General features: G+C 42.9%; 14 protein-coding genes. 12 read left to right on the top strand and 2 right to left on the bottom strand.

Features of this window, described 5'->3' with window-relative positions; genetic code table 11:
* The first annotated feature begins 142 nt into the window (after window positions 1-142).
* The 3 genes from AC2YHV_RS17485 to AC2YHV_RS17475 all read left to right on the top strand — a co-directional run bounded on the left by AC2YHV_RS17485 (window position 143) and on the right by AC2YHV_RS17475 (window position 2,451).
* Complete coding sequence (locus AC2YHV_RS17485; protein WP_487373706.1) at window positions 143-949, top strand: alpha/beta fold hydrolase; 807 nt, start codon at window positions 143-145, stop codon at window positions 947-949.
* A 280-nt stretch (window positions 950-1,229) separates the two neighbouring features.
* Window positions 1,230-1,985 (top strand): threonine/serine exporter family protein, encoded by a 756-nt coding sequence (locus AC2YHV_RS17480; RefSeq protein ID WP_063577552.1) that lies wholly within the window; start codon window positions 1,230-1,232, stop codon window positions 1,983-1,985.
* Window positions 1,986-2,001: 16 nt separating this feature from the next.
* Window positions 2,002-2,451, top strand: a complete 450-nt coding sequence (locus AC2YHV_RS17475; RefSeq protein WP_170946900.1) for a threonine/serine exporter family protein — start codon at window positions 2,002-2,004, stop codon at window positions 2,449-2,451.
* A 105-nt stretch (window positions 2,452-2,556) separates the two neighbouring features.
* Here the strand turns inward: AC2YHV_RS17475 and AC2YHV_RS17470 are convergent, their stop codons facing one another.
* A complete protein-coding gene (locus AC2YHV_RS17470; protein WP_034316065.1) occupies window positions 2,557-4,095 on the bottom strand; it encodes a solute symporter family protein in 1,539 nt (512 codons plus the stop codon).
* A 14-nt stretch (window positions 4,096-4,109) separates the two neighbouring features.
* Entirely contained in the window at window positions 4,110-4,448 is a 339-nt protein-coding gene (locus AC2YHV_RS17465) for a DUF485 domain-containing protein (protein WP_052137556.1), read from the bottom strand.
* A 225-nt stretch (window positions 4,449-4,673) separates the two neighbouring features.
* Between AC2YHV_RS17465 and AC2YHV_RS17460 the strand changes: the two genes are divergently transcribed.
* The 9 genes from AC2YHV_RS17460 to AC2YHV_RS17420 all read left to right on the top strand — a co-directional run bounded on the left by AC2YHV_RS17460 (window position 4,674) and on the right by AC2YHV_RS17420 (window position 13,527).
* Window positions 4,674-5,642 carry an efflux RND transporter periplasmic adaptor subunit gene (locus AC2YHV_RS17460; protein ID WP_098864448.1) on the top strand — a complete coding sequence of 323 codons (969 nt, stop codon included), beginning with the start codon at window positions 4,674-4,676 and terminating at the stop codon, window positions 5,640-5,642.
* Between the two features lies 1 nt (window position 5,643).
* Entirely contained in the window at window positions 5,644-6,384 is a 741-nt protein-coding gene (locus AC2YHV_RS17455) for an ABC transporter ATP-binding protein (RefSeq protein WP_487373705.1), read from the top strand.
* On the top strand, window positions 6,332-7,501 hold the full coding sequence (locus tag AC2YHV_RS17450) for an ABC transporter permease (RefSeq protein WP_255294609.1): 1,170 nt from the start codon (window positions 6,332-6,334) through the stop codon (window positions 7,499-7,501). Before AC2YHV_RS17455 ends, AC2YHV_RS17450 begins: the two co-directional genes overlap by 53 nt.
* 108 nt (window positions 7,502-7,609) lie before the next feature.
* Complete coding sequence (locus tag AC2YHV_RS17445; protein WP_057278246.1) at window positions 7,610-8,281, top strand: response regulator transcription factor; 672 nt, start codon at window positions 7,610-7,612, stop codon at window positions 8,279-8,281.
* Window positions 8,282-8,291: 10 nt separating this feature from the next.
* The gene (locus AC2YHV_RS17440; RefSeq protein WP_057278245.1) at window positions 8,292-9,530 is read left to right on the top strand and encodes a sensor histidine kinase; all 1,239 of its coding nucleotides are present in this window, start codon (window positions 8,292-8,294) and stop codon (window positions 9,528-9,530) included.
* A gap of 115 nt (window positions 9,531-9,645) precedes the next feature.
* A complete protein-coding gene (locus tag AC2YHV_RS17435) occupies window positions 9,646-10,092 on the top strand; it encodes a hypothetical protein (protein WP_487373704.1) in 447 nt (148 codons plus the stop codon).
* 264 nt (window positions 10,093-10,356) lie between these two features.
* Window positions 10,357-11,541, top strand: coding sequence for a NupC/NupG family nucleoside CNT transporter (locus tag AC2YHV_RS17430; RefSeq protein ID WP_063574601.1), 1,185 nt, complete (start codon window positions 10,357-10,359; stop codon window positions 11,539-11,541).
* A 149-nt stretch (window positions 11,542-11,690) separates the two neighbouring features.
* Window positions 11,691-12,650: a peptide-methionine (R)-S-oxide reductase MsrB gene (gene msrB, locus AC2YHV_RS17425; RefSeq protein ID WP_098864445.1), complete on the top strand. Its 960-nt coding sequence runs from the start codon at window positions 11,691-11,693 to the stop codon at window positions 12,648-12,650.
* Between the two features lie 22 nt (window positions 12,651-12,672).
* Window positions 12,673-13,527 carry an STAS domain-containing protein gene (locus AC2YHV_RS17420; protein WP_487373703.1) on the top strand — a complete coding sequence of 285 codons (855 nt, stop codon included), beginning with the start codon at window positions 12,673-12,675 and terminating at the stop codon, window positions 13,525-13,527.
* The last annotated feature ends 21 nt before the right edge of the window (window positions 13,528-13,548 follow it).

The raw sequence follows: 13,548 nt of genomic DNA, 5'->3' as shown, positions 1-13,548 counted from the left end.
AGATATCAATAAAAATATACTTCATTATCAACTCTAAAATCGGGTTTGACAATATTTTTTTATAGGAAGGAATGTTAAAAGAATAAAGGCAATAAATAATAATGGGGGATGGATGGTGAAAATATCGAGAAGGAGGGATAGAATGGCATTTGTTGAGGTGGAAGAAGGCGTTCGGTTATTTTATGAAGAAAAGGGCCAGGGGAGACCGATTATCTTTATCCATGGTGTGTGGATGAGCAGCCGGTTCTTTAAAAGGCAGCTGCCGTACTTTTCAGGAAAATATAGAACGATATTGCTTGATTTAAGAAGTCATGGCCAGTCAAATCATGTACATTACGGAAATACGGTCTCCATTTATGCAAAAGATCTTCATGCGTTCATAGGTGAACTGGGATTAAAGGATGTCATACTTGTAGGCTGGTCGATGGGGGCATTTGTCGTTTGGGATTATCTTAAGCAATTCGGTGAGGGAAATGTTCATTCAACTGTAATCGTGGATGAATTGGCCTCTGATTTTAAGTGGCCCGATTTTCATATCGGTGCATTTGATATGGAAACGTTGATTGCCTTCATGACAGAAATTCAAACGAATCGTACCCCATTTTTGCATAAATTCCTTGCTTCCATGTTCAACAATGAATTATCTGAAGAGGATGCAGGCTGGATGCTTGGGGAAGTGACCAAAATGCCGGAATCCATTGCTGGCAGCATTCTATTTGACCAATCGATTGTGGACTATCGTGACTTCTTGCCAGCAATCAATGTACCTACACTTCTCTGTTTTGGAAGGCATGAAAAAGTCATTCCTGTAGCAGCTGGGGAACATTTGCATAAAAACATTCCGAATTCCAAACTAGTAATCTTTGAAGATAGTTGCCATTGTCCGTTCATGGAAGAAAGCGATTTGTTTAATGAAACCGTGAATTGCTTCATTCAAAAGGGAGTATAGTCGTACCGATAGGAAAAGGGGGATGCAGTGACCGTGTCTGCACTCCTTTTAATTATGGATATAATTGAATTTTCTTCTAACTAAATGGTTTCGGCATGGAATAAGGGGAATACTGGTATTAGGGGATAGTAGTGAAGGTTAATGGAATTGATAAATTAAATAGGTAATATTTATATATCCTTTTCATAGGAATTGGGCTATTATGAGGTGGATTTAAATTGGTGTGATCATTTATCTGTTATTGAGCGAAACTCATGCAGGAAGTAATGGAGAGGATAAAATGGATGATCGTTTACCATACAATGAAATTATAGATGTATGTTTACTTGCGGGGAAAATCATGCTTCAGAACGGAGCGGAAACATCAAGGGTGGAAGATACGATGGTTAGAATCGCTGCAGCGTTTGGGTGCGGTGAATCACACAGTTTTTCAACCCCTACAGGAATTATTTTTTCGCTGGATGGCATGCACCCAGCTTCAAAATTGATCCGGGTTTCCCAACGATCTACAGATTTACATAAGGTGACGCTGGTTAATAGTATATCCCGAAGCATTTCCAGCAAGGAAATGACACCGGAGGAAGCATATATACGGTTAAAACAAATCGAAAAGGCCGGGATGGGGTATCCCATGTGGGTGCAGATCTTTGCTGCATTTATAGCGAGCGGCTGCTTTTTAATCATGTTCCAAGGACAGTGGAGTGATTTCATCTGGTCCTGCATAGCTGGAGGAATGGGATTCTCATGCCTACTTTATTTGCACAGGTTACTGGAAGTCCGTTTTTTTGCTGAATTCATCGCCTCTTTAGTCGTAGGATTAGTAGCTATGTTCTTTGTCCAGATTGGAGTAGGGAGTAATTTGGACACGATAATCATCGGAGCGGTGATGCCGCTTGTGCCAGGACTATTAATAACGAATGCAGCCAGGGATTTAATTGCAGGGCATTTGGTTTCGGGTCTATCCAAGGGTGCGGATGCTGGTTTGACTGCTTTAGCCATTGGGGCAGGAATATCGGCCGCGTTTGTTTTCTTATGATTTTAGGGGAGGAAGAATGATGATTGCACAGCTTATTACAAGTTTCATTGCCTCAGCCGCCTTTGGAGTCATCTTCAATGTACCAAAGAATTCATTGTTTCAATGTGGTTTCGTAGGGATGTTGGGGTGGATCTTATACTATGCTCTGGTTGAAAATGAGATAAACAGCATCATTGCAACATTAGCGTCTGCATTTATCGTTGCGGTCATCAGCCAGTATTTTGCTAAAAGGTATAAAACGCCGATCACGATTTTCAATGTATCGGGAATCATCCCCCTAGTGCCTGGAGGTTTGTCGTATGATGCGATGAAGCACTTTGTCGGAAATGATTTTTATGTCGCCGTTCAGCTGGCAGCCAAAGTTTTCATGCTGGCTGGTGCCATTGCGATGGGACTGATCTTTGCCGAAGTCATGAACCAGTTAGTAACTAAGTATAATAGAAGGAAGGTAAGATTGAGAAGTTAGCGGGAATCTTCCTGATGAATATGTTCTGAAAAAAGAGAAAGGAGAGCGGGCCGAAGCCTGATCTCCTTTCTCTTTTTGATATTTTAAAATAATAATGAATCTAGTTTATATAGGATCTTTCATCCCAGTGTTGGCAGTAACCAAAATTTCGTCGAATTTTTTGGCATCAGCTTTCTTGCTTGACAGAAGTGTTCCGGCGATGGCTGCGATAAAACCAATCGGGATGGAGATGATGCCTGGGTTGGCAAGTGGGAATAATGGTTCCCCAACGAATATTGCCGCTCCCTCCACCGGAGACCAGACATTGGGACTTAGGAATACAAGCAATAAAGAACTGACCAGTCCAACTAACATGCCTGTTACAGCCCCAGTCGTGTTAAAACGTTTCCAGAATACCGTGAAGACAATGATGGGCAGATTGGCACTGGCAGCGACGGCAAAGGCGAGTGAAACAAGGAAGGCGACATTCATGTTTTGGGCAAATAAGGCCAGGATGATGGAAAGGATGGATACTCCGATGGATGCCCAACGAGCAGCAACGACTTGTTCTTTGTCGGTGGCTTGACCTTTCCGGATGATGTGGCCATAGAAGTCATGGGCAAAAGCAGATGCTGCCGATAGAACGAGACCTGCCACAACCGCTAAAATGGTAGCGAAAGCAACTGCAGAGACAAAGGCGAACAGGAAGTCTCCCCCAATGGCTTCCGCAAGCAGCGGAGCAGCCATATTGCCGGCCGCATTCGCGGCTATGATCTTGTCATAACCAACAAAGGCTGCCGCTCCAAAGCCGAGGAAAATGGTCATTATATAAAAGATGCCAATGATCCAAGTGGCATATACCACGGACTTTCGGGCTGTGATGGCGTCTTTCACCGTAAAGAAACGGATGAGAATGTGAGGCAGTCCAGCCGTACCGAGTACAAGCGCTAAATTAAGGGATAAAGTATCCAAAGGATCCTTGAATTTATTACCGGGGTTAAGGAAATCCCCGCCCAAAGGGGTGGCTGTTTTCATCTGCCTGAACATCTCGATCACGCTAAAGTCGAATTTCGCCAACACGATGATGGAGATGATGAATGTACCTGCCATCAATAAAACGGCTTTAACGATTTGGACCCAACTGGTGGCCGTCATACCGCCGAATACGACGTATACGGTCATTAAAATACCTACAATGATGACGGAGTAAAGATAATCAATTCCAAGTAAGAGTTTTATAAGGGCACCTGCACCGACTAATTGGGCGATCATATAAAAGGTTGAAATCGAAATGGTGTTAAGGGCAGCAACCCCGCGTACTTTCTTTTCATTGAAACGGGCAGCGATCATGTCCGCCAATGTATACTTGCCAAGGTTACGAAGCGGTTCGGCCACGATATAAAGAACGACCAGGTACGCAACCAGAAAACCTATGCTATAGAAAAAACCATCAAATCCAGAGAGTGCGACCATGCCGGCTATTCCCAAAAATGAGGCCGCGGACATATAATCTCCCGCAATGGCCCAGCCATTCTGCCAGCCAGTGAGGCTGCTGTCCGCCGTATAAAAGTCCGCGGTCGTTTTGGTGCGCCGTGAAGCAAAATAGGTAATGACCAATGTTAGTCCGACAATGATAAGAAATAATATAAAAGCAAGAATATTCATTGTGAATTCACCTTTTATCCTTTCGCTTCTTTAACGATTTTTTCTACTAATTGGTCAAATGTCGCAGCTTTTCTGGAATAGAGGATGCATAAAGTCCAGGTCATGATAAATTGGGCGAAGGCAAAAATCCAGGCCCAGCTGATTGCCCCGAAGGCAATTGAGTTAAGAACTTTAGAATAGGAAGTTAGTATGGGTAGGGTGAAATAAAAGACCATGAAAAAGATGGATAGCGGGACGATGAAATTGCGTTTTTTCCTTAAGAGTTCTTGAAAAGATTGTGATTGGACGATCTTGGTGTAGTCCGCGGAAGCGCTTACCTCGGTTTCCTTAGCGATTGAATCATTTGATGCCAAGTTGGTTCCCCCTTCATCATTATTGATTTGGTTTTCATTACCAATTCCTGATAACAGTATCAGTATATATTTTTCAGAATATATTGTAAATTTAAATGCTGAAATTAAAGTTTTTTTCGTTCGACATAGTTTTTTCTTTTTACGCACAAGCAAAACCATTAAGGAAAAGTTAAGCTTCTTTCACGATACTGGTTTCAACGAAGGAAACCTGAAAGGAGAAAAGTGATGAAAAAGTTGATAATGATAGGTACGGTTTTAGTGCTGGCGATTGGGGGAAGCGTTTGGTTTTTCATGAAGGACAATGCTGAGCCTGTCATTGCGAAATCGGTGACGGCTACAGTTGAAAAGGGAGATCTTGAAGTGCAAATAAGCGGTTCCGGATCTGTCGCCGCAATGAATAGTGAGGACATTACATCTTCCGTAACGGGTGAAGTGGACGAAGTCCTGGTAGAGAAGAATGAATTGGTTGAGAAAGGTGATGAACTTATTACCTTCACGGATGGAAGTGACCCGATAACGGCCCCATTCGATGGTACCGTTACAACAATGGATGTTGAAGAAGGGGATCGTGTATCAAGCAGTGAAGTGTTGGCACATGTTACGGATTATAAAAAATTGAAAACCACGATCAGTGTTGATGAGTTGGATGTTCCAAGTGTTAAAAAAGGACAAACGGTTGAAATTAAAGCCAGTGCTTTTGAAGATGAAACGTTTACGGGTGAAGTAACCAGTGTAGCAAAGGAAGGTACATATGAGAATGGAGTTTCTTCATTCGATGTCACTATCAAAATTGACAAACCAGGCGATATAAAAATTGGGATGTCGACTGAAGTAAGCATTTTGACGAATAGTGTAAAAGATGCCTTATATGTTCCGATTGAAGCAGTCCAAATCGACGGGGAAGAGAAATATGTGAATATACAACAATCGGGTACAACTGAAGGAGCTGCCAGTACAAAGAAAGTGGTTGAGACTGGAATCAGCAACGATAGGTATATTGAAATAACTTCGGGGCTTGAAGAGGGACAGTTTGTTTCCTTGCCTATCACCATCAATGAAAGCTCCACTGGCAGCGGCGGCGAAGGAATGAGGGGAGGCCAAGGAGGCGAGATAAGAATGCAGAGCGGCAGCGGAATGCCAAGCGGCGGGATGCCAAACGGTGGCGGAATGCCGAGTGGAAAGGGAGGTCAGTAAAATGGCAAAACCCATCATCAAAATTAAGAACATGTCTAAATCTTATGAATTAGGCGGTGAAACGGTCAAGGCACTTCAGGATGTCTGTCTTACAATCGATAAAGGCGATTTCATTTCGATCATCGGTCCTTCTGGGTCAGGGAAATCAACGTTCATGAATATGATTGGCTGCCTTGACAAGCCTGACATAGGTGAATATCTTCTTGATGGTAAAGAAGTGGAGAAGATGAAGGATCATGAGTTAGCTGCCATTCGTAATATTAAAATAGGATTCATCTTTCAAAATTTCAACCTGTTGGCAAAACTGACAGCATTGGAGAATGTCGAACTTCCCCTGGTTTATAGAGGGGCAAGCGTGAGGGAAAGAAGAGAAGTGGCCAATGCGTGCCTTGATATGGTGGGCCTTGGTGACCGGAAGAATCATCTGCCGACCCAACTGTCGGGTGGACAGCAGCAAAGAGTTGCGATTGCAAGGGCACTTGCCGGTAATCCTCCCGTTTTATTGGCGGATGAGCCGACGGGGGCGCTTGATAGTAAAACGAGTAAAGAAGTGCTGCAGATGCTGAAAGAATTGAACGGGAAGGGACAAACAATCATTCTTATAACCCATGACTTGGAAGTGGCTAAAGAAGCGACTCGTGTCGTCCGGATACAGGATGGTCAGCTATTTGAAAACGGGGGTGATTGGATTGAATCTGAGCGAATCAATGAAGATGGCTATACGCAGTATCAAAACCAATAAAGTCAGAGCATTTTTAACCATGCTTGGGATCATAATTGGAGTTGCCTCCGTAATCGTTCTGGTTTCGATTGGGCAGGGTTCTTCACAGTCCGTTCAGGATGAAATCAATAGTCTGGGAACGAACCTGATAACGGTAAGTGTCACGGATACCGACTCCGTGGAGCTGACCGATGATACAATTGAACAGTTTAAAGAGCTGAGCGGGATATCGGAAGTGGCGCCTGTGGTCACTGGACGCGTTTATGCCAAGAACGGAGAAGCTACGGCGCAGGTTTCAATGACCGGTGCAACTTCTTCCTACTTATCAGTCAGGGATCTAGAGCTCAGTCAAGGCCGGTTTTTGACGGATATGGAAACGGAATTACGCTCCAAGGTCGTTGTCCTGGGGTCGGATACAGCCACCACGCTTTTTGAAAATCAAAAAGCCGTGGACCAGAACGTGCTTATCGGCGGTGTTTCCTATCGCGTGATCGGTGTCCTGAAATCGGTAGGCACCTCAATGGGATCGAGCGGGGATGATGTCATCATTGCACCTATCACCACTGCCGAAAGGGCTACAGGCAGCACGACAATCGGAACCGTCTATTTAAAAGCGGAGAACGAGAATATCATGGATAGGGCAATGTACCAGGTACAAGGTGCGATGACTACATCATTCCCAGAACAGAGTGATAACTACTCGGTGTCCAATCAAGAAGATCTGATGGATACAATGAGCTCTGTATCGGACACATTCACACTCATGCTTGGCGGTATTGCCAGTATTTCGTTACTGGTAGGCGGAATCGGGATCATGAATATCATGTTGGTTTCCGTCTCGGAGAGGACAAAGGAAATCGGGATTAGGAAAGCAATTGGGGCAAATCGGAAGTCGATTCTTCTTCAGTTCTTAATTGAAGCGATGGTCCTGAGCTGCTTCGGGGGACTGTTGGGAGTTGGAATTGGCTTGGGAATCGCAAAACTGATTTCAACTTTTTCAAGTTTAACGATTAGTTATTCATGGACGGTGACATTGTTTGCCTTTTTATTTTCCATTTTAATCGGGATAATGTTTGGTGTATTTCCTGCCAATAAGGCATCCAAATTAAATCCAATCCAGGCACTGCGTCACGAATGAACATACCATTTTGAAAGGAAGCAGGCATTAAAAGCCCGCTTTCTTTTGCATATGAAAAAGGATAAAATCAACATATATCACAATTGAGGCGGTTGGGAGGTACCCTGCATGAAGGTTTTGGTGGTAGAAGATAATGTTTCATTATTAGAGTCGATCCGACAGATTTTGACGGATGAATATGAAGTCGATACAGCGGATAATGGGGAAGATGGGCTATTCATGGCTCAACAAAGTATTTACGATATCATCATTTTGGATGTAATGCTCCCGGGAATCGATGGATTTGAAATCGTACGGAAAATCAGGGAAGCAAAAATAGATACAAGTGTCTTGTTTTTGACGGCAAAAGATGCACTTGAGGATCGTGTCAGAGGGTTGGAAATGGGTGGCGATGATTATTTAGTCAAGCCGTTTCAGGCACCGGAACTTAAGGCCAGGATTCGTGCCCTGCTTCGAAGGAGTGGCATTATTTCGCTAGAACAGCATGTGAAATACCGCAATATTGAACTGTTGGAAAAAGAAAAGGATATTTTGGTTGATGGAAAGGTCATTAAAATGACCTTGAAACAGTTTGAATTACTGGAATACCTGATTCAAAATAATGGGAAAATATTGACCCGTGAGCAGATTTTCGACCGCATTTGGGGGTTTGATTCAGATACGACGATTGCCATTGTGGAAGTGTTCATCCATCAACTTAGAAAAAAATTGGAACCTTTCAATTATCATAAAGATATTCAAACCGTTCGGGGTATTGGTTATATGCTAAAACAACCATAAGGGGATCATTATGTTCCAAAAAACAAGGCTTCAACTAACAATATTGAATTCTATCGTCTTTATTGTCTTAATAGCCATATTAAGCAGAACGATTTATTTCTATACGGAAGACCAGATCTATAAGGATGTCAATGATTCACTTATAAAGGATTACCGGGATTTCAATAATGGCGGCATGCCAGGCGGACGTCCGCAAGGTGAGTTTCTATTAGGACCGGGGCCAAGCGTCATCGTTTGGGGGCCGGATGATACGATCATTGAGCCAAGACTGAGTGTAGATAATTTTTTTAAGGTCAATGAACAAAAATTTTTCCCTAAAACTTTTGATGACATTGAAGAAATTTCAGTGAATGGATACACGTATCGGGCCCTTTCCACCCAGGTCGATACGGGGTATGGACAGATGGCCGTACAATTCATCAGGAATGTGGATACAGAAAAGGATATGCTCGATCGCTTGCTGCTCATATTGTTCGTTGGTGGAGGAATTGGAAGTCTAGTGGCGGTGGGCGCTGGCTATCTTTTGGCAGGACGGGCCTTGATCCCGGTCAAGAAATCCTGGGATCAGCAGCAGCAGTTTGTCTCGGATGCTTCGCATGAAATTCGAACGCCGCTTGCTGTCATTCAATCGCGGGCTGATTTGCTATTTCAATCACCTAACGCGACAATCGAGGAAAAAGCCGTTGATATATCCATCATTTCCAAAGAAGTCCGCCGATTGAATAAGCTTGTTAGCGGACTTTTGACCTTGACCAGAACGGATTCGAATCAAATGGAGGTTAAGAAATCGAACTTTTTCCTTGATGATCTACTTATGGATATCGTGGAACAGTATACGGATATAGCTTCTTTTCAAGAGAAATCAATCATTAGCCATGCTCCCGAACAGGTAGTGTTTCATGGGGATAAAGAGAGAATTCATCAGCTATTGGTGATCTTGGTGGATAATGCCATGAAATTCACCGAGGAAGGCGGGGAAATTTCCCTATCCTGCATTAAGAATGCTTCATCCATCATTCTTACTGTAGAAGATAATGGAATAGGCATTCCACAGGAAGAACTCCCCTTGATTTTTAACCGTTTTTACCAAGTGGAGCAATCCCGTTCGGAAAACGAAGGCTCTGGCTTAGGTCTATCCATAGCCAAATGGATTGTAAACACACATCAAGGGAACATCAAGGTTACAAGTGAGCAGAATGAACGGACCCGTTTTGAAATCACTTTTCCGAGAAATCAAAGGAAAAATTAGTTACCATCCAATACGAAAAAGACCCTTACTTTCTTCCTTGCTGCTTAAGGAAAAATTAAGGGTCTTTTTAGATAATCATCTTATAAATACATTTATTTGTGGAGGAGAATCATTGATGAAAAGACTTGGTAGGTTACACTTTTTGGTTGGAATATTGGTTTCAGTCCTCTTAATGGCCCAAGCAGTCATCGGGATCATGATGTATGTGGATGGCAGCGGCAATGAGCCCATGAATCGACAGGCGGTCATGGGGCAGCATGCCTACCGCAATACAACAGAATCGGATACGGAGGAATCGGCTAATAGCAGAACGGAGACAGATGATTCATCGACGGAAACGGCAACTAATGATACGCAGGGCACTCCACAAGGGGGGCCTAATGGTTCCGGAACTCCAGGAGAAATGCCAAGCGGCGGCGGTTTCCAAGGCAGAGACTCTTTTGCTGGGAAATTCATCGACTTTTATCAAGGGGCAGGTGGCTTGGCCGCTTCCATCATCATCTTTGTAATTGGAGTCACTGGATTAGCGACAACGGTGATATCCAGAAAAACAGCTGCCTGAATAGTTGATATTATTTAGGCAAGAGAAGGTTCCTTTCGAAGTGGAGCCTTCTTTTTTAATTCACGAAACCCATTATTGTCACTAATTGTTATTTTAAAAAGGGAAATAATAATTGCACTAAAAAAAATATTAGTTTAATATAGACTTCTGGAGAGGTACGTACATGTATTTTGGATGAAAGAGAAAACGTTTGCATAAATTATTTGAGGGTATCCTACTATTAATGCACGAACATTAAATTCACCCTTAGTGGAGGCAGAATATATGAAATTTCTGATTGCAATTTTAGGACTGCTTATTGTTTTTGGACTAGCTATCTTAGTCAGCAGTGACCGGAAGAAAGTTAAAATAAAACCGATCATCCTCATGTTGGTCATTCAGCTTGTTTTAACTTATTTATTATTAAACACGAAGTTTGGCTTAGTGATCATCAATTCAATTGCCGATGGCTTCGGAAAACTTTTGGAATGGGCAAATGAAGGGATCACCTTTGTATTTGGCGGGATCGTAAATGAAGGAGCATCGCCCTTCTTTTTAAATGTCCTTCTTCCTATCGTATTCATCTCCGCATTAATCGGGATTTTACAGCACTTCAAGATCCTTCCGTTCATCATGAAGTGGATTGGATTCGTTCTAAGTAAGGTGAATGGAATGGGTAAATTGGAATCTTACAATGCGGTTGCATCAGCAATAGTAGGCCAATCCGAGGTTTTCATAACCTTGAAAAAACAACTCGGTGCCATTCCGCCATCTCGCATGTATACGCTTTGTGCATCAGCCATGTCAACTGTATCGATGTCGATTGTCGGTGCTTATATGACGATGATTGAACCAAAGTACGTTGTGACGGCCATTGTTATTAACATGTTTGGTGGATTTATCATCGCATCCATTATCAATCCTTATACCGTAACGGATGAAGAGGATATTCTCCCTGTTGAAGAAGGGGCAGAGAAGCAGTCTTTCTTCGAAATGCTTGGGGAATATATCATGGATGGGTTCAAGGTTGCCATCACTGTAGCGGCGATGTTAATTGGTTTCGTTGCTTTAATCGCCGGGATCAACAGCATATTCGACATGATTTTCGGCATCAGCTTCCAAGACATCATGGGGTATATCTTTGCACCGTTTGCCTTTATCATGGGTATACCGATTTCAGAAACCGTGACTGCTGGCGGAATCATGGCGACGAAACTGGTAACCAATGAATTCGTTGCCATGCTGAGCTTAGGGGAAGCATCAGCTGCCTTGAGCGAAAGGACGATAGGGATCGTTTCTGTTTTCTTGGTTTCATTCGCCAATTTCTCATCAATTGGTATCATTGCCGGTGCAGTCAAAGGACTTCATGAAAAACAGGGAAATGTTGTAGCCCGTTTCGGCTTGAAGCTGTTATATGGCGCGACTCTTGTCAGCATCCTATCAGCGATCATTGTAAGTGTGATACTTTAAATAACGGATTTAACACAAAAGGGCACTTGGGTTTACTCCTAAGTGCCTCTTTTATATTTGTTACGCAAGGTAGAGTTTTTGAATTTGAAGGTGCTTGGCTTGCTGATATATAATACATAAAATGACAGGAGTGAAAGGGGAGTTTTAGGATGACGATGGATGGAAAAGAAACAGCTATCTTTGCAGGAGGCTGCTTTTGGTGCATGGTTGCTCCCTTTGATGAAATGGACGGTATCATTTCAGTGACATCAGGTTATACAGGCGGTGATTTTGCCGCTCCAAGTTATAAACAAGTGATTACCGGTGCGACTGATCATGTTGAAGCGGTTCAAGTGGTATTCGATCCATCAATCATTTCCTATAAAACGTTATTAGAGATATTCTGGCAGCAAATCGATCCAACAGATGATAATGGACAGTTCTCGGATAGGGGAAAGCAATACAAGGCGGCCATTTTCTATCTTAATGAACGTCAGAAACGGGAGGCAGAACAATCGAGGGAAGATTTAATGATGAGCGGGCGGTTTAAGAAACCTATTGTTACGGGTATTCTACCCTCGGGGGAATTTTACGCCGCTGAGGAATATCATCAAGAATTCTATCGAAAAAACCAATTTCGCTATGCATTGTACCGTAAAGGCTCAGGACGGGATGCTTTCATTAAAGAAAATTGGCCTAAGGATAATGCACACCTTAGAAAGACCTTAACGGAGAGTCAGTTTCATGTCACCCAGGAAAATGGCACGGAGCCGCCTTTCGATAATGCTTATTGGGATCACTTTGAAGAAGGCATTTATGTGGATGTGGTTTCTGGGGAGCCCCTATTCAGTTCGCGGGATAAATATGATAGCGGTTGTGGGTGGCCAAGCTTCACGAAGCCCATCATGTCGGCAAGTGTTAATGAAAAAATGGATCTCAGCCACCGAATGACACGGACCGAGGTGCGCAGCAGGGATGCCGATTCACACCTTGGACATGTTTTTCCCGATGGTCCAAGTCCTAAAGGCACGAGATATTGCATAAATTCTGCGGCCCTTCGATTCATCCCCAGAAATGAAATGGAGAAAGCGGGATATGGAGATTTAATAATACTATTCAAAATGAAATAACTAGGGAGACAGGGGAACACAAATGGATAAAATAGATGAAAATTTATATCGATATATCCTTGATAACTCGTCTAAGATTACGGAAAACTGGCTGGCTTTAAGGGAAAAGCAGTCTGGGTCGATCTATTCAATAGATTCTAATGAGGAAATCGAAAAGCTGCTTAGGGAACAGAATACATGGACCATCAAGACAGTGACGAGTGCTTTACTTGAAGATGAAACTGCTTTTATTGAAACGATGGAGCAGTGGGCCACACTTGTCGCGAAGAGCAGGGTTGAATCGGTTACCCCCATTTACGAAGTGTTGGAAGCGCTTAATAAGGTGCGTGAAACATATTGGGCATTCATCACTGATTATATGCTCATGGATACGAAGATAACGAAAAAAAAAATCATCCGGTGGAGCCGGCTTATTAATCGTGCCTTCGATCAATTGAACCGTGAGTTCACCGAGCAGTATTACCTTTTGACAAAAGAACGTTTGTCAGCCCAACAGGAGCTGATTAATGAACTGGGCGCACCTGTCATTCCCATTGTTGATGCCATTGCGGTATTGCCGTTAATCGGTGAAATCGATACTTATCGGGCAAAGGAAATTTTGAATGGGACTCCAAGCAAATGCATTAGCAAAAATATCACCCACTTATTCATCGATTTATCGGGAGTCTCCCTTTTGGATACGATGGTTGCCCAACAAATCTATCAATTGATAAGTACCCTGAACCTGTTAGGCATTCAATCGACCATTTCCGGGATTCGACCTGAAGTGGCCCAGACATCGATTCAGTTAGGCCTTGATTTTAGTCAGGTTTCGACACATAGTACTCTTAAACAAGCCCTTTCCAAACAAGGGATCAAGCTATACGAGAAAAAATGATAAATGAAAAGAACCAGATCC

The sequence above is a fragment of the Peribacillus sp. SRI_006 genome, assembly GCF_057586375.1.
This window is presented reverse-complemented; position numbering and strand designations above follow the sequence as displayed.